The organism is Bacillus sp. PK3_68 (assembly GCF_003600835.1).
Lineage (GTDB): Bacteria > Bacillota > Bacilli > Bacillales > Domibacillaceae > Pseudobacillus.
This window is the reverse complement of the sequence record NZ_NQYC01000001.1, coordinates 924,453-940,753: the sequence shown is the minus strand read 5'-3', so window position 1 is coordinate 940,753 and position 16,301 is coordinate 924,453. Positions and strand designations below refer to the sequence as shown.

General features: G+C 40.1%; 18 protein-coding genes and 1 pseudogene. 15 read left to right on the top strand and 4 right to left on the bottom strand.

Going from position 1 to position 16,301, the window contains the following annotated elements; genetic code table 11:
* Window positions 1-55 precede the first annotated feature (55 nt).
* Window positions 56-898, top strand: coding sequence for a DegV family protein (locus tag CJ483_RS04910; protein WP_120032436.1), 843 nt, complete (start codon window positions 56-58; stop codon window positions 896-898).
* Between the two features lie 58 nt (window positions 899-956).
* On the opposite strand, the gene CJ483_RS04905 is transcribed toward CJ483_RS04910, so the two are convergent.
* The gene (locus CJ483_RS04905; protein ID WP_120032434.1) at window positions 957-1,463 is read right to left on the bottom strand and encodes a PCYCGC motif-containing (lipo)protein; all 507 of its coding nucleotides are present in this window, start codon (window positions 1,461-1,463) and stop codon (window positions 957-959) included.
* Window positions 1,464-1,624: 161 nt separating this feature from the next.
* Here CJ483_RS04905 and CJ483_RS04900 point away from each other — a divergent pair, with 161 nt between their 5' ends.
* From CJ483_RS04900 to CJ483_RS04860, 9 genes are all read left to right on the top strand, one after another.
* Window positions 1,625-2,491 (top strand): SGNH/GDSL hydrolase family protein, encoded by an 867-nt coding sequence (locus tag CJ483_RS04900; RefSeq protein ID WP_259455781.1) that lies wholly within the window; start codon window positions 1,625-1,627, stop codon window positions 2,489-2,491.
* Window positions 2,391-2,969 carry a YpmS family protein gene (locus CJ483_RS04895; protein ID WP_120032430.1) on the top strand — a complete coding sequence of 193 codons (579 nt, stop codon included), beginning with the start codon at window positions 2,391-2,393 and terminating at the stop codon, window positions 2,967-2,969. The genes CJ483_RS04900 and CJ483_RS04895 overlap by 101 nt, the downstream gene beginning before the upstream one ends.
* Before the next feature lie 121 nt (window positions 2,970-3,090).
* Window positions 3,091-3,627: a peptide-methionine (S)-S-oxide reductase MsrA gene (gene msrA / locus CJ483_RS04890; protein WP_120032428.1), complete on the top strand. Its 537-nt coding sequence runs from the start codon at window positions 3,091-3,093 to the stop codon at window positions 3,625-3,627.
* Window positions 3,617-4,054, top strand: a complete 438-nt coding sequence (gene msrB, locus CJ483_RS04885) for a peptide-methionine (R)-S-oxide reductase MsrB (RefSeq protein WP_120032426.1) — start codon at window positions 3,617-3,619, stop codon at window positions 4,052-4,054. The genes msrA and msrB overlap by 11 nt, the downstream gene beginning before the upstream one ends.
* Window positions 4,055-4,188: 134 nt before the next feature.
* On the top strand, window positions 4,189-4,419 hold the full coding sequence (locus CJ483_RS04880; protein ID WP_120032424.1) for a YozE family protein: 231 nt from the start codon (window positions 4,189-4,191) through the stop codon (window positions 4,417-4,419).
* 170 nt (window positions 4,420-4,589) lie between these two features.
* Window positions 4,590-5,360, top strand: coding sequence for a sporulation protein (locus CJ483_RS04875; protein ID WP_120032422.1), 771 nt, complete (start codon window positions 4,590-4,592; stop codon window positions 5,358-5,360).
* Window positions 5,361-5,458: 98 nt separating this feature from the next.
* Window positions 5,459-6,163 (top strand): purine-nucleoside phosphorylase, encoded by a 705-nt coding sequence (gene deoD / locus CJ483_RS04870; protein WP_120032420.1) that lies wholly within the window; start codon window positions 5,459-5,461, stop codon window positions 6,161-6,163.
* A 128-nt stretch (window positions 6,164-6,291) separates the two neighbouring features.
* Window positions 6,292-7,095, top strand: a complete 804-nt coding sequence (locus CJ483_RS04865; RefSeq protein WP_120032418.1) for a M15 family metallopeptidase — start codon at window positions 6,292-6,294, stop codon at window positions 7,093-7,095.
* A 125-nt stretch (window positions 7,096-7,220) separates the two neighbouring features.
* Window positions 7,221-8,696: a lmo1851 family serine protease gene (locus tag CJ483_RS04860; protein ID WP_120032416.1), complete on the top strand. Its 1,476-nt coding sequence runs from the start codon at window positions 7,221-7,223 to the stop codon at window positions 8,694-8,696.
* 446 nt (window positions 8,697-9,142) lie between these two features.
* Here the strand turns inward: CJ483_RS04860 and CJ483_RS04855 are convergent, their stop codons facing one another.
* Together CJ483_RS04855 and CJ483_RS04850 are read right to left on the bottom strand one after the other, a co-directional pair.
* Entirely contained in the window at window positions 9,143-10,054 is a 912-nt protein-coding gene (locus tag CJ483_RS04855) for a sensor domain-containing diguanylate cyclase (protein WP_342754523.1), read from the bottom strand.
* Between the two features lie 2 nt (window positions 10,055-10,056).
* A complete protein-coding gene (locus CJ483_RS04850; protein WP_182916968.1) occupies window positions 10,057-10,446 on the bottom strand; it encodes a PAS domain S-box protein in 390 nt (129 codons plus the stop codon).
* A gap of 459 nt (window positions 10,447-10,905) precedes the next feature.
* Here CJ483_RS04850 and CJ483_RS04840 point away from each other — a divergent pair, with 459 nt between their 5' ends.
* Together CJ483_RS04840 and CJ483_RS04835 are read left to right on the top strand one after the other, a co-directional pair.
* Window positions 10,906-11,640, top strand: a complete 735-nt coding sequence (locus CJ483_RS04840; RefSeq protein WP_120032408.1) for a CAP domain-containing protein — start codon at window positions 10,906-10,908, stop codon at window positions 11,638-11,640.
* A 110-nt stretch (window positions 11,641-11,750) separates the two neighbouring features.
* The gene (locus CJ483_RS04835) at window positions 11,751-12,542 is read left to right on the top strand and encodes an SDR family oxidoreductase (protein ID WP_120032406.1); all 792 of its coding nucleotides are present in this window, start codon (window positions 11,751-11,753) and stop codon (window positions 12,540-12,542) included.
* A gap of 277 nt (window positions 12,543-12,819) precedes the next feature.
* Here the strand turns inward: CJ483_RS04835 and CJ483_RS04830 are convergent.
* Window positions 12,820-13,376 (bottom strand): annotated as a pseudogene (locus tag CJ483_RS04830) (cupin domain-containing protein).
* 114 nt (window positions 13,377-13,490) lie between these two features.
* Between CJ483_RS04830 and CJ483_RS04825 the strand changes: the two are divergent.
* The 3 genes from CJ483_RS04825 (at window position 13,491) to CJ483_RS25400 (ending at window position 15,960) form a co-directional block, all read left to right on the top strand.
* Window positions 13,491-14,102 (top strand): LysE family translocator, encoded by a 612-nt coding sequence (locus CJ483_RS04825; RefSeq protein WP_120032404.1) that lies wholly within the window; start codon window positions 13,491-13,493, stop codon window positions 14,100-14,102.
* 455 nt (window positions 14,103-14,557) lie between these two features.
* A complete protein-coding gene (locus CJ483_RS24980; protein ID WP_259455573.1) occupies window positions 14,558-14,773 on the top strand; it encodes a hypothetical protein in 216 nt (71 codons plus the stop codon).
* A complete protein-coding gene (locus CJ483_RS25400) occupies window positions 14,710-15,960 on the top strand; it encodes a M28 family peptidase (protein ID WP_275064567.1) in 1,251 nt (416 codons plus the stop codon). Before CJ483_RS24980 ends, CJ483_RS25400 begins: the two co-directional genes overlap by 64 nt.
* The last annotated feature ends 341 nt before the right edge of the window (window positions 15,961-16,301 follow it).

Genomic DNA, 16,301 nt, shown 5'->3' with positions numbered 1-16,301 from the left:
GTCTTATTTAACGTTATAATATCCTCAGGTTGATTGATGATAAGGATGTGGAGTCGTGCATAAAATTAAGATTGTAACGGATTCAACAGTAGATTTGAAAAAGGAAGTGCTGGATCAGTACGGGATTACGATCGTACCTTTAACGATTTTCATAGATGGAAAAACATATCTAGATACTATTGATATTTCACCTGATGAATTTCTAGAAGAAATGAAGAAGGCGAATGAATTGCCAAAAAGCTCGCAGCCTTCCGTTGGGCGATTTGTAGAATTATATGATGAGTTAGGAAAAGATGGCAGCCAGATTCTGTCTATCCATATGACAGGAAAGATGAGTGGAACGGTACGAGCTGCTGAACAAGCAGCGGAAATGAGTCAATCGGATGTTACGGTGGTAGATTCGGGCTATATTTCAAAAGCGCTTTCTTTTCAAGTAGTGGAAGCAGCCAAGCTTTCTGAACAAGGAGTACCGATGGAGGCGATCGTTCGCCAGCTACAGGAAATCCGCTCCCAGACGAAGCTTTATATTGTCGTCGATACACTGGAAAATTTAATAAAGGGCGGGCGTATCGGCAAAGCGAAAGGCTTTATCGGGTCGCTTTTAAATATAAAGCCCATTGCTAATCTTGACACAGGCGAATTGAGTCCGGTGGCAAAAGTAAGAAGCCATGCCCAAGTCATTAAATATTTGTCTACTCATATTGCCGAAGAAGTGAAAGGAAAAAAAATAATGAAGATCGGTCTCGTTCACGCCGACGGCTATGAATTGGCTAGCCGCCTTAAAGAGAAGTTAATCGAGTTGACAGGGTTTGAAAATTTTGAAATTGAAACAACCACTCCAATTATTTCAACGCATACAGGATTAGGCGCTCTTGGCGTGATGTATTGGGCTAAGTAAGTGATTCATTTGCCACATAAAAAGTGTTCCGAAAGCTGTATGCTTTCGGAACACTTTTTTATGCTGGCATTGGAGTTGGTGTAGGCTTGGCGTAGCCCTCTTTATATTTTTCATCAATATATTGACGGATTTCCTGCAGTGATTTACCTTCTTTTGACATAAGGATGGATTCTGCAGCAATCTCCAAGCATACGCCACAGCGGGTGCCATGATCGTCCCAGACGACCTTATTTTCTGAAATGTCAGCGACGAAGCAATTTAAATTGCTCTTATGTCCAGCTGAATCGCCGCATCCGCAATAGCAGGGCATCGAGGCAAGCACATCGGGATGCTGAGCAGCTGCTAAATAGACAGTTTTCATGTCATCGTTTTTATCATTTAAAAAGGTAGGCATTTCTTTAACGGAAGAGGTAGTTTCTTGCAGATCTCCATTTGGCAAAGTGTGTGCATCGTGTTGGCCGGAATGCTCAGGCTCTTTAGCTTTTTCTTTTTCCGATTTTGATGAACAGCCGGCAATCAAGACGAGCAAAATACCAAGAACAGCGAAATAATAAAGCGACTTCATGGGAATAAACTCCTTTTCAGTGTTTTTGCTATACGGTCAAACATAGTATACTATACAATCGATCAAGAGCCTATTTAGAAAGCTAAGCCAATGCTTCTTCGAAAAAAGGAATATGCTATAATATGAATAATTCAAACTGCGGGGTGAACAACTTGAGAAAAATGTGGATCATTTTCTTGGCCTTTGTGTTCAGTTTAACAGGCTGCTCCACATTTCCAAACGAAACAACAGAAGTAATTCCGAAAAATTTAGACGTCGTTTCAATTGGCGATTCTCTAACTGAAGGAGTGGGAGACAGTACAGAAAGCGGCGGCTATATCCCTTATTTGCAACGGCAGCTAGAACAACTTGCTGAGGTGAAAAAGGCCCGTTTCGTGAATTACGGAGTAAAAGGAAATCGCACAGATCAGCTGCTTAAAAGGCTAAATCAACAAGAGGTCAGACAGTCTCTGAAAAAAGCAGACCTTGTTATCATTACAATCGGCGGAAATGACATAATGAAGGTATTTAAAGATAACTTGACACAGTTGAGTGTTAAGGCGTTTGACAAGCAGCGGGGATCTTATGAAGAGCGGCTTGATAAAGTTATTCAAACGGTTAGAAAGGAAAACAGAGATGCAGGTATCGTCTTAGTGGGTCTTTATAATCCGTTTATGAAGGTATTGTCTGATGTAAAGGAAGTATCGGCTATTATAGATGATTGGAATGAGGCGAGCAAGCATGTAGTTGAACAATATGACCAAACATGCTTTGTTACTGTAGAAGATCTTTTCGAGAATACGGAGGAAAATCTCCTGTACAATGACCAGTTTCATCCAAATGATAAAGGGTATGAACAGATAGCAAACAGGATATTTGAAACGATCGACGGGCAGAAGCTTGAGGAGCTGACGAACAAAAAATTATCTACGCAAATGAGGAGAGCGAATGAAAAAAGGTTGGAAACTAGCGTTTTTAGGGTTGCTTGCTTTAAATGTAATTATTATCTTTATCCTTGTTATCGGCTTATTCTCACCGATAAAAGATGAACCGTTGCCAAAAGCTTATCCAGCAAAGGAGGCTGTTGAATTTCATGTGCGGTCCAATAAAGAAGATTTAAATAGAGTAATAAAAACATTTATTGAAAAAGAAAAAGAGAAAAGTTTTGTTGATTATAATGTATACTTGCGCGATCAAGTAGAGTTATATGGGGATATAGCCGTATTTTCAGAGCGAATTGACTATAAACTAACATTTGAACCTGAAGCTTTAAAGAATGGCAATGTGATTTTGCGGCAAAAGGGAATCAAAGTGGGTAGAATTAATTTACCTGTTTCCTATGTGCTGAAAGCAGCAAGAGATGCGTATCAATTTCCTGATTGGGTAAAGATTATGCCTAACGATGAATTAATTTATATCTCCTTAGATAAAATGAAGCTTGAGAGTGATTTGAAGGTTAAAGCGGATCGCATTGATCTTAAAAAGGATGATATCCGCTTTACGTTTCAGCTTCCCGTAGAACAATAGCAAAAAAAGCTTGCCCCTATATGCAGGGGCAAGCTTTTTTATGAGCTGAATAATTCCTCTTTTTTGTGAAGACATTTAAAATGATAAAAAGGGGTATTACTTTCTGAAGAGGTGATAATTGATGGAAGAGAAAGCAATCTTTGCCGGAGGCTGTTTTTGGTGTATGGTGAAGCCGTTTGATGAACAGCCGGGAATTAAAAAAATCATTTCGGGATACACCGGAGGAGTTACAGAAAACCCAACTTATGAAGAGGTATGCAGTGAAACGACAGGACATTATGAAGCGGTAGAAATTACGTATGATCCGGCCGTTTTTCCATATGAGCAGCTTCTTGATATTTATTGGATGAATATTGATCCAACAGACATTGGCGGCCAATTTTATGACCGGGGGCAATCTTATCAGCCTGCTATTTTTTATCATACAGAGGAGCAGCGGCGCCTTGCAGAAGAGTCCAAGCAAAAGCTAAATGAAAGCGGCCGTTTTCCTGTTCCTATTAATGTGAAGATTCTACCGGCAAAACCATTTTATCCAGCTGAAGAATACCATCAATATTATTATAAAAAGAATCCGGCTCATTACGAAGCCTATCATCAAGGATCAGGAAGAGCAGCCTTTATCCGAAATCATTGGGGAGGAAAGAGAAATGAAAGATAATCAGCCAGAATTAAAGCAAAAGCTAAACAGGATGCAGTATGAAGTAACACAAAATAATGGAACAGAACCGCCTTTTCGCAACGAATATTGGAACACGTTTGAGGAAGGCATTTATGTCGATATTGTTTCCGGCAAGCCGTTATTTTCTTCTCGGGACAAGTACGATGCTGGCTGTGGATGGCCAAGCTTTACAAAACCGATTGAAGATGGGGAGATTATAGAGAAGCAAGACTTCAGTCATAATATGGTACGAACGGAAGTAAGAAGCAAAGCTGCAGATTCCCATCTTGGCCATGTGTTTCCTGACGGGCCGGGACCAGCAGGATTGCGTTATTGCATCAATTCGGCTGCTTTGCGTTTTATTCCAAAAGAGAACATGAAGGAAGAAGGCTATGCCGAACTTTTACCCTTGTTCGAAGAAAAATAAATACTGACGCAATCCATGTGAAGAAGTTTTTTCTTCATCAACTCTAGCCCTTTATCTATTTTGAGGGGTGATCAGTTGAAAAATTTTTTCTTTACATGAAGTGCCCCTGTCCTTTATATTTGGTGAAAAAGGAGATGGGGTTTTTGCGAAAGTCATTTTTCCACTATTTAATGAAATTTCGCGAAGAGCCGCCCAGAGATGAATTGGCGGCATTTGCGAATCATGCATTCACTGACCACAGCTTTCCGAAAATGTCTCGTCACTACGATGAATTAAGCCGATATTTAGAAATGAATGGTTTTTATTTATCAAGCATGACGGTATTTGATGAAGCGTGGGACCGCTATATGGAAGAAGAAAAATAAGAGACTGCCGCAAGCAAAGAGCCGGACACCTCCCCTGCAGCTAGTGTGTGGAGAAGGGCATTTGCAGGCAGTCTTATTTTTTTTGAAGGGTTCAAGAAAATAAAGATGAAACTTTTTATTCCACATGGCGTATGTTAAGTGAATGTATAAATAGAAAAGGGGGAATTTAGATGTCATTTTTCAACAAGATGCTTGCCAGTATAGGGATTGGAGGCGCTAAGGTAGATACAAAGCTCGAGAAGTCAGCTTATACAGCCGGTGAAACCATTAGAGGGCAAGTAGAAATATACGGGGGAAGTACCGAGCAGCAAATTGATTCTATTTACTTAACGATATATACAACATTTATCCGAGAATCCGATGACCGCAAGTATACCGATCACGCAGCGGTTAAAAAGCATAAATTGAATGAGCCATTTAAAATTGGCGCGAATGAGACAAAGTCGTTTCCTTTCTCATTGGAGCTCCCGATAGATACGCCCATTACCTACGGCAATACACGTGTCTGGGTGGCGACGGGGCTCGACATTAAAAATGCAGCCGATCCGAGCGATAAAGATTATATAGAAGTACGCCCAACAAGGCTTGTCGCTTCGGTTCTTGAGGAGATTGGCCAAATTGGCTTTCGGCTTCGGGAGGTAGAGTGTGAGCAGGCGCCAAGAAGAATAGGAAGCCGCTTTCCATTTGTACAAGAATTTGAATTCGTGCCGACAAGCGGGCCTTTTCGCGGCAAACTAGATGAATTGGAAATTATGTTCTTAGCCCAGACAGAAGAAAGAGCGGAACTGCTTATCCAAGTCGATCGAAAAGCAAGAGGGATTGGCGGATTGTTTGCAGAGGCGCTTGAGATGGATGAAACCCATATTAGAATGACAGTGACTTCCCCAGAAATTCCAGCGCTAAATGCAAAGTTAAGACAAGTAATTGCTAAATATGCTTAAATTGCTGTAGAACAAGAAAGCACTCATATTCATTGCAGACCCTTCTAAAAACAATTACAATAGTGAAAGCGGAGAGAGATTATTTAGGAGGGTTTACAATGAGTATTCATATCGGAGCGAAAGAGAATGAAATAGCGGAAACAGTTCTTCTTCCAGGTGACCCGCTGCGGGCAAAATATATTGCAGAAACATTTTTGGAAAGTCCAGCTTGTTATAATGAAGTCAGAAATATGTTCGGGTACACAGGGACATATAAAGGGAAGAAAATTTCAGTGCAAGGAACTGGGATGGGCGTTCCCTCTATTTCCATCTACATAAACGAACTGATGCAAAGCTATAATGTTCAAAATTTAATCCGTGTCGGCACTTGCGGGGCTATCCAAAAAGACGTCAAGGTAAGAGATGTTATTTTAGCTATGAGTGCGTCTACTGATTCTCAAATGAATCGATTTACATTCAATGGAGTTGATTATGCCCCCACAGCTAATTGGGAGTTATTGAAAAAAGCATTTGATGCCGGTACCGAAAAAGGACTTCACTTAAAGGTTGGCAACGTATTTACTGCAGACATGTTCTACAACGACAATGCCGAACATCAAAAGTGGGCTGATTATGGCATCCTTGCTATCGAAATGGAAACAGCCGCTCTTTATACACTGGCGGCAAAATACAATCGAAAAGCGCTTTCTGTATTAACCGTGAGCGATCACATCTTAACAGGGGAAGAAACGACTGCTGCAGAGCGGCAATCAACATTTAATGAGATGATCGAGGTAGCCCTTGAAGCCGCTATTCAAGAGTAAAATCCAATAGATCGGTGAAGGATACTGCATTTGATAATAATAAAAAATACCAGCCTGTTGACGGGCTGGTTTTCCTTTGAACATTTGCCCGAGCTTTAAGAGATAATAGCAGAAAATAAGGTGATAAAATGAAGAAAGCAGGATGGGTACTAACGGCTGCTTTGCTGCTCAGCGGCTGCCAGCAGATGGACGGAGCAGAAAAAGACAAGCAGACAGAAACCCAGGAAAAAAATAAGGCTGAAAAGCCGGCGGATCAGCCGCAGGAAAAGGAAGCTGCTGCCGGTCTAAAGCTTGAAGCCGCTTTTTTTAATGAGATTAAACAAGTAAACGGAAAAGCCGTAATTACAAACCCTGAAAATATGATGGTGCTCGTTAATAAGGAGTTTTCTTTGCCAGGAGACTATACACCGCCAGATTTGGTCCGGCCGAAAGTGCCATTTTCGTTTGGTGAACAAGATATTGAAAAAAGTCACATGAGAAAAGAAGCTGCCGGGGCGCTGGAAAAAATGTTTGCAGCGGCTAAGCAGGAGCAAATTGACTTGTTTGCTGTTTCTGGCTATCGTTCTTATAAACGACAAGTAGAAATCATGAACAACCAAATAGCGAAGGTAGGCACCTTCGAAAAAGCCGCTCAAGCTGTAGCACCACCAGGGCAAAGTGAACATCAGACAGGCCTTACCATGGATATATCAGCAGAAAGTGTCCAATTTGATTTGCTTCAAGCGTTTGAAACAACAAAAGAAGGTCAGTGGCTTGCTAATAATGCTCATAAATACGGATTTATTCTGCGTTATCCAAAGGGAAAAGAGAATGTGACCAAATATATGTATGAACCGTGGCATTTTCGCTATGTTGGCATAAAGGCAGCAGAAGAGATTTACAAGCATGGCTGGACGCTGGAAGAATATTTTGATCACGTTCAAAAAATATAATAGGGCACCCTTTGAAATCTCTCCTCTTTTGACCGGGAGAGGTTTTTTCTTTTTAATTCAATAGAAAACTGATAGAATATAAGAGTTAAATTAATGATTATTAAGCATGGAAAGCGGTGAGCATCATGGATGAAAACAAGTCTGACCAGCCTGGCAGCAAGCATCAATCCCCTTACATTCGGTTGAAGAAATTTCATTTTGTTATGCTTGTATTCTTCCTCGTATTCGCGACGGCGGCCATTACGACGCTCGCGCTCGCTTTTGGAGGAGAAAAGGCGGCGGAGGTCGGCATGAAGCCGCATCCGGAATTTGAAAAGCTGTATGAGGCCTATGATAAACTAGAAAAAAATTATTACCAAGATGTCAATAAAGATAAACTGGTGAATGGCGCTATTAATGGAATGATTGACTCCCTTGATGATCCATATTCTGACTATATGGACAAAAAGGAAGCCAGCCAATTCCATGAAAGTGTTTCTTCCTCCTTTCAAGGGATTGGAGCAGAAATACAAGAAGAAAAAGGCATGATCAAAATTGTTTCACCGATCAAAGGATCTCCTGCAGAGAAAGCCGGGCTCCGGCCGAATGACCGCATTATGTCAGTGGACGGCAAGAGCTTAGAGGGAATGAGTTCATCGGAAGCCGTTCTGTTGATCAGAGGTGAAAAAGGAACAAAGGTAAAATTGAAAGTACAGCGTGCTGGAACAAAAGAGCCGATGGAAATTACCATTGTACGTGATGACATTCCGATTGAAACGGTCTATGCAGAGATGAAGGATGACAAAATTGCTCATATCCAAATTACGAGTTTTTCTGAACACACAGCCGCTGAATTGAAGGATGCTATTAAGAAAATGGAAGCGAAGGGCATGAAATCCATGATTCTTGATGTGCGGCAAAATCCGGGTGGGCTGCTTGATCAAGCTATTGAGATGACCAATATGTTTGTACCTGAAGGAAAAGTTCTTTTCCAAGTAGAAGATAATCAAGGTAAACGAGAAAAAATGATTTCTGACAATAGTAAGAAAGAGTCTGTGCCTGTAGTGGTTCTAGTCGATAGCGGCAGTGCCAGTGCTTCGGAAATCTTCGCAGCGGCTATGAAAGAATCTGCTGGCGTTCCTCTGATTGGGGAAAAGACATTTGGAAAAGGGACTGTACAAACAGCAGAAGATTTCAAAGATGGTTCAAATATGAAGTTTACAACAGCCAAGTGGCTGACACCGAATGGCAATTGGATTCACAAAAAAGGAATTAAGCCTGATGTTCTAGTTAAACTTCCTGATTATGCTAACTTATCTTATCTCAGTCCTGACAATGAACTGAAACTTGACAGCCTGTCAGAAGAAGTAAAGAACGCTGAGAAAATGCTTGAAGCGCTTGGATATCATCCTGGTAAGGTTGACGGCTTTTTCGATGAAGAAACAGCAGAGGCAGTGAAGGAATTCCAGAAAAAAGCAGACATCAAGCAAACTGGCGTGCTATCAGGTGATACGACTGTGCAGTTGATGAATGATTTAAGAGAAAAAATTCAACAGCATGACACACAGGAAGAAAAAGCGATAGAAATGCTCAAAAAGCAGCAGACCAATGCTGCTTCCTAAAAATACTTTTCAATAGGCACCGGGCGTTCTTTTCATCTATCATGAAGAGAGCGCCCGGCTTTTTTTGATGCGATTGGAATGCCTGAAGTAATGAAAAAATCGATGGATTATAAAAATGACAGAGGTGCTTTTCAATAGGCGAAGAGCATGCAGGCCCGGTAGTATTAATTGGATGGAACAATAAGGAAAAAATCTAAGCGGAGTGTGGTTCTTCATATTTCAAAGAAGAAAAGCGAATTAGTTGAAAGGCTCAATGATAAACGATGGAGTTTAATTGAAGATTAATAACTTAAAACATATAGTGCTAAATTCACAATATAAAAAAGTTCATTCACTTAAGAAGAGAAAAAGCAAAAAAGAACTTCAATACGAGAGGTCCTTTTTTTGCTATAAAGATTTATTGCTCATTTTTATTTAGGCCGTGTTGTATTCACCTGCTCATACAATCAAGTAGAGATGGTGGTTGATATTTTTAATTGATTTCTACCGGCTTTTTTTGCTTCATATAGGGCGCTATCGGCTAGATCAATTAAATCTTCCTCTGTGTAACCTTGTTTGTTCGGGAGAAGGGTGGCCAGGCCTGCACTAATAGTCACATACTCACTGATTTGCGAGCGAAGGTGTGGGATTTTCAAGTTTTCCACACTTTTTCTGATTTCTTCTGCAGCTATGCCACTTTCTTCAAGTGTCGTATCTGTAAGGATGACGACAAATTCTTCTCCTCCATATCGGGCTATAAAGCCAGAAAACTCTACAGCTTTTCGCTCCATGGCAGCAGCCGCTTTTTTTAAGCAGTCATCCCCGCTTAAATGGCCATATGTGTCGTTATATAATTTAAAGAAATCAATATCTAGCAAGATAATGGACAGCGGCTTATTCCATTGGAGCGCTTTTTCTCGCTCAGATGACAATCTATCATCAAATGCTCGGCGGTTTGGGATGCCTGTTAAACCGTCCAAAGTAGAAAGACGATTTAATTGTTTGTTCATCTCTTTTAATTGATTTTCTGCTTCCTTCAATGGGGAAATATCTGAGAAGACAGCGACATAGTGGGTGGTTTTTCCCTTCCCATCTGTTAAGTTGCTTATATTTAGCCATTCAGTATAAGTGTGGCCGGATTTGTCTTTGTTGCAAATCTCACCTTGCCAATAACCGTTTGTCAGCAGATTCATCCACATTTCACGGTAGAAGGGATTCTCGTGTTTCCCGGATTGGAGCATATTGGGGCTCCGACCTTTCACTTCGTCAAAGCTGTAGCCGGTAATTTTGGTAAACCCTTCGTTAACATAGATAATTTTCTCGTCTGCATCTGTAATAGCAACCCCCTGCTGTGTCGCTTCCAATACTTTTGCAAACAGCTTTAGTTCAGTCTCACTTTTTTCTGTTCGGTAATATCTTGGATTTGAGAAATAAAGAAGAGCGGCTTATTCTCCTGATCACAAACGATAGAAGAAGTTAATAAAACCGTAATAACCTGTCCGTTCTTGTGAAAATATCGTTTCACCATTTGGTAAGAACGGCTCTCTCCGCGAATCAGTTCATTAACATGTGTCAAATCAATTTGTAAATCATCCGGATGAGTAATATCTTTAAAGGTAATTTGGAGTAATTCTTCCTCATCGTACCCTGTTAATTTACACATCGCATGATTAACCTTCAACCATTTTCCATCAAGACCCACAAGAGCCATTCCTATGCCGGAATGATGAAAAGCATTAGAAAACAGTAAATCATTCTCGAAATTTTCCATGTTTAGCATCCCTCAAATTAACAAACTTATCTACTCTAATAATAAATCATTTATAAATATTGTAAACAAAGAAAAAATTACTAGATTTTCAGGAGAGCAGAGGAAGGAAATAATCACTGCTGTGGTCTTTATTCTGTGAAAAAGAAATGTCGGAGTTGTCATGAGAATGTCTTTTTTGAAAAAAAGGTTTGTTTTTCCCCCTTTTTTAAAAAAATAAAACGTGCCAATTTCATGAAAAGGACCCTCCATCATGGAAAACATTCCGAGAAATTCTTCTCGATGAAAACAATGACAAACGTTGGTATTTCAGGGATGAGCCTTTCTAATAGATAAATAGAAGAAGCCGCTTTCTTTTTTTAAAAGGAGCTGGCTTTTTTGCTATGAATTGCCTCTCTTATTACAAAACAATCATGTTACGATTTTACTGTCAAAAAAAGAAAAAGTAGGAGTGAAGTTTACATGAACAAAAAAGTAGTTGTTTCATTGGCAGCCTCATTAACATTGTTTGCTTCTCCATTTGTAAATAAAACAGAAGCAGCACAAGTTTCACAGCCAACAGTGAAAGTTCAATGCCAGACTGGACAAGTAGTAGTTCCTAAAGAAGTATATCAACAATTAGCTCAAGGAAATATCAGTTTGCAATGGATTTTGAAAAACTATGGCCTGACAGCACAACAACCGACACAACAAGTGCCGTCAACAAAACCAGAAGCAAAGCCGGCACCAACAACGAAGCCAGAAGCAAAACCAGCACCAACAACAAAACCAGCGCCATCAACAAAGCCAGAAACAAAACCAACACAAACAACAGCTGGATTAAGTGCGTTCGAACAGCAAGTAATTGATCTTACAAATAATGAGCGCCAAAAAGCTGGATTGCAGCCTTTAAAAGCTGATAGTGAGTTAAGCTCAGTAGCTAGAAAGAAATCAGAAGATATGCTGGCAAAAAATTATTTCTCACACACTAGTCCAACATACGGCTCTCCATTTGATATGATGAAGAAATTTGGTATTACTTACCGCACAGCAGGAGAAAATATTGCTAAAGGACAACGCACACCTGCAGAGGTAGTTAAAGCTTGGATGGAAAGCCCTGGCCACCGTGCGAATATTTTGAATAAGGATTACACGCATATTGGTGTTGGCTATGTAGAGAACGGAAACATCTGGACACAAATGTTTGTTGGAAAATAAATGAGCAGGAGCACCGTGATATCACGGTGCTTTTTTTATGGTTATATTTGCATATTTCAAAGGGGATGATTAGTATAATTTATATATATTACTTTTTTGGAGAGGATGTTATGGGGAGGAAAACGGCACTGATTACAGGCGGTTCAAGAGGAATTGGCAAGTGGACAGCAACTATTCTTGCTGAATGCGGATGCAATATAATCATTAATTACCGTTCAAGCAAGGAAGCCGCAGAAAAATTGGCGGTTAATTTATCAGAAAAGTTTGATATTAAGGCTATCGCGGTACAGGGAGATATTTCAAAAAAAGAGGACTGTGAACGATTGATTGGCCACTCTGTCGAATTTTTCGGCGGGATAGATATCTTGATACATAATGCAGGCCCCTATGTCTCTCTGCGAAAAACGATGGATGAATACGATTGGGACGAATGGCAATACATGATCAATGGGAATTTAAACAGTGTCTTTTATTTAACAAAGCTAACGATGCCCTACATGCGTGCCAAAACGTGGGGAAGGGTCATTACATTCGGGTATGACCGGGTGGAAACGGCGCCAGGATGGATTTATCGTTCAGCCTTTGCCGCGGCAAAAGCCGGCCTTGCATCTCTTACAAGAACAATCTCCATAGAAGAAGCAAAAAATGGAATCACTGCTAATATGATTTGTCCTGGCGATATTGCCGATCGTTGGAAAGAAGAGACAATTGCAAACGCAAAGCGTGAAAGCAGCTCTATTGTTCCGGTTGGCCGGCCAGGAACAGGAGAAGATCTCGCCAGAGTGGTTTCTTTTCTCGTCTCTGATGATGCCGATTTTATTACCGGCAGCATGATACCGGTTACTGGCGGACAAGACGTTCTCGGGAAAATTTATCACGCAAATTATGATAGCCATGTATAAGAGACTCTCTCATTAAGTCACTAGAACAAGCCATGTGCATGTATGGTTTCATAAAAAGAGAAAAAATTATTTTGAATTGCTTTCAAGGGCAGTGAGTGAATCCTTTATTAAATGATTTAGTAGAACTTATTATTTCAGAATAGAGGTCGATAAAGGAAATAATCGGTTGAATAAAATACAGAACGATCACCAGCCTTGTAATCTTGTGATCAAAGGAGAAGAGCCTTTCTGTAATCCATATGGAGAGGCTCTTTATAGTGGTTTGATTTTTTATTTTCTAAGACAGCTTTTTTAAAGAGGGTGGTGTCACAGAAAACAAGATACTGGTTTCTTTATTTGTTTGATTCAACCACTGGTGTTCTGTATGAGCTGGAACTTCCACACTATCTCCAGTTTGCCATTCATATTCGTCTCCCGACAATGTTAATTGAAGGGGACCCACTAATACATAGGCAACTTCTTCCTCTTTATGTGTAAGCGACTGTTCTGAAGAGCTGTTCTCTGGTGATAAGCGAACAATCGCAGTAGCCAGCTGGCTTGTAAAGTCGGGAGAAAGTAGTTCGTAGTGAAGGCCAACGATAATTATTTTCCTTTACTTCCCTATCTTTGCAATTAGTTCTTTTGTGTTGACTTCGTCCATTTAAAATGTAAACAGAGGGACGTCTTGCACTTTGGACAATGATTTTAATGTTTAAATAGAAGGATTAGCGTTGCTTTTTCAATTGGGCTTAACATAGAAGGGGGACTTTCTGTGCGCTTTGTTAACTTCCTTAACTTCCTTAATGAAAGACCGTCTTTTTTCACGACGCTCTGACTTTTTGGCCAATAAATAATTGGTTCATGTAGCACCTTTTGTTTTATTCTATTGAATGAAATAATAAAGTTCATTGAATAAATCAAATTAAATTAAATATGCTTTGTAAAGATGGACAAATAGGAGGGGAAACAATGATTGCTTTTATAATTATGACACTATTCGTTGTTATAAGCCCCGGGATTGATACGGCTTTAATTACGAAACGGACCATAGCAGAGGGAAGAAACGCTGGCTTCCAAATGGCATTTGGTATTGCAGCTGGTTCATTTGGTCATACACTTGCTGCTACTTTAGGATTGTCTGCTCTTTTACTGCAATCTGCCATAGCATTTAATCTCGTTAAATGGGTCGGTGCTATTTATCTGATTTACTTAGGGATTGTCGCGTTTTTACCTAAAAAAAGCACCCACATACAAGAAAAGCAGCTCATAAAAAAACATAAATCAGCTTTTAAGGAAGGGCTTTTTTCAAATTTGCTAAATCCGAAAGTAGCTGTTTTCTTTTTAACTTTTCTGCCTCAGTTTGTAACAAATGCTGATCGTATAACGTTTGATCTGTTACTAATGGGCTCTACCTATGCCCTGCTATCAATCATTTGGTTTATTGTGTATGTTATTTGTCTCCACTTTATTCGTGAGTGGTTATTAGCGCCTTCCGTACAGAATTGGATTGAGAAAACCACAGGGATAGTGTTGGTAGGGTTTGGGGTTAGGCTTTTATTTGTGAAAGCGGATGTCTCCTGAATGTGTATAATTTTGAACTGGATAAAGAGCGGAGCATTGGTTATATTTGCATGGATGGTGCTGGAAAAGTGAGTTGATACTATAGATTGGATCGGCTCATGTTTTTTAAAAAAATATAAAAGAAGAGCTTTTTCACAAATTTTAAGTGTGTGTAGACGAAACACAAGACTTTTTATAAACAAAATTTTCTTGTATAGACAGTTTGTTAAGAGTAGAAAGCGATGGTCCTTATTAATCAATCTAGGTTTATCTATCTAGGAAGAAGCACCTGTCTATTCTTAGGATTTCTTGCTTTTATAACATTATTTATCAATCAGCATCTATTTTTACAGGAGAAAAGTAATTGAAAATTACAATTTTTCTGTTTATTTGTAGAATGGTAACTGTTTACTAACTAAGTAAAATCATTGATAATTTACTGGAAGCATGTCTATCTTCAAAATAGGAGGGGTTCAATGAGTAAGAAAAAAGTGATGTCTATTCTGTTAACAGCAGGATTAGCACTAAGTGTTCAAGGAGCTTATGCCCAGGCTCCTAAAAACGCACCAAATTCAAATGCTGCTTCAGCGTTTGACAACAAGATTATAAAAAAATTAATGCTGACAATATGTATAACACGATCGCTTTATTGTCGGAACAGCCTCGGGCGGCGGGTACTGATGGAGAGTTAAAAGGGGCAAACTACATAAAAAGCCAATTTGAAAAATATGGCTATGAGACAGAATTGCAGCCTTTTAAATTCTATGAGGCAGTCAGAAATAATGCAAGCGGAATTCTAGAAGTTGGCGGGCAAAATTTAAAGCCGTACGTGGTTTCGGGTTCTTACAGTGACGAGGTAACGGCCGAAATGATTCATGTGGGCAAAGCGCTAGCGGGCACTGTACCGAATACGGTAAAAGGAAAAATTGCCCTCATTGAGCGCGGGGATATCGCTTTCGTCGAAAAGATTCAAAATGTTTTGGAAAAAGGAGCCGTTGGGGTAATCTTTTATAACAATTCTGGCACATCTAATGCATTTGGTCAGACGGATTATGGACAGAATATTCCGGTTGTTTCTATTACCAGAGCACAAGGCTTAGAGTTGGCAGAACAATTAAAAGCAGGCTCGAAAACCGCATATCTTAAAGTAGCAGGCTCTGGCATGGAGGAGAAAACTTCTTACAATGTGATTGCTAAAATGAAGCCGCATAAAAACAAGGATACCGGACAGGTTGTAATGATTGGTGCACATCATGATTCTGTTCCAGGCGGTCCTGGTGCCAACGATGATGCCTCCGGCGTATCGGCTGTATTAGAGCTTGCCAGAGTAATGGCCAATATGCCGACTGATACCGAATTACGATTCGTTACATTTGGTGCGGAGGAAAAAGGATTGTTAGGATCTTATCATTATGCAGGTACTTTAAGTGATCAAGAAGCAGACCGAATTGTAGGGCATTTCCAAATGGACATGATCGGAAGCAAGGATGCCGGCGGTGACAACAAAGCTAACGGTTTAATCATGTATACGATTGATGGCAAGAAAAACTTAGTGACAGATCTTGCTTCAGCTGCAGGGTCAAGAACGGCTTTAGGAGAATCGGTGCCATACGGACAATTGGGACGCAGCGACCATCAGCCATTCCATGAACTTGGCATTCCAGCGGCCTTATTTATTCATTCCCCGCTGGAGCCATGGTATCATACACCGGCAGATACAATTGACAAAATTGACAAAAATAAGCTGCAGGAAACCGCTGAAATTATTGGAGCATCTGTCTACCAAATTGCCAGACCCGATACACCAGCTCTGGAGCACTCGCGGGTTGCTCCTAGGCCTGTCGATTACGATTTTGAAAACCGTCCCCCAGGTGCCTAATAAAACAATGAATGACTTTTAAAAAAGAGCGCTTCTTCCGCTGAAATGATTCAGTTTAGGAAGAGCGCTTTTTCGTTTAAATTAAAGAAGAATGGTGAGGGAAGAATGCAGTCTAAAATGGTTTATAATAAAGCTTAGCCAAAAGAACTTCTCCAGCTGAGGTGCTGTTAAGCCTATGAGTAAACGGATTTTTACAGCAGATGAGGAAGGTGGAGAGCAGAGGATGTAATAAACTTTTTTAGCGAAGCTTAGGGCCGCAAGCGAACGAAAAACCTCCGGAAAGAAGAGGTTTCTTGCCGGAGGTTTTTCGTTATAGAAAAGTCAAAACAGACGCTTTTTTT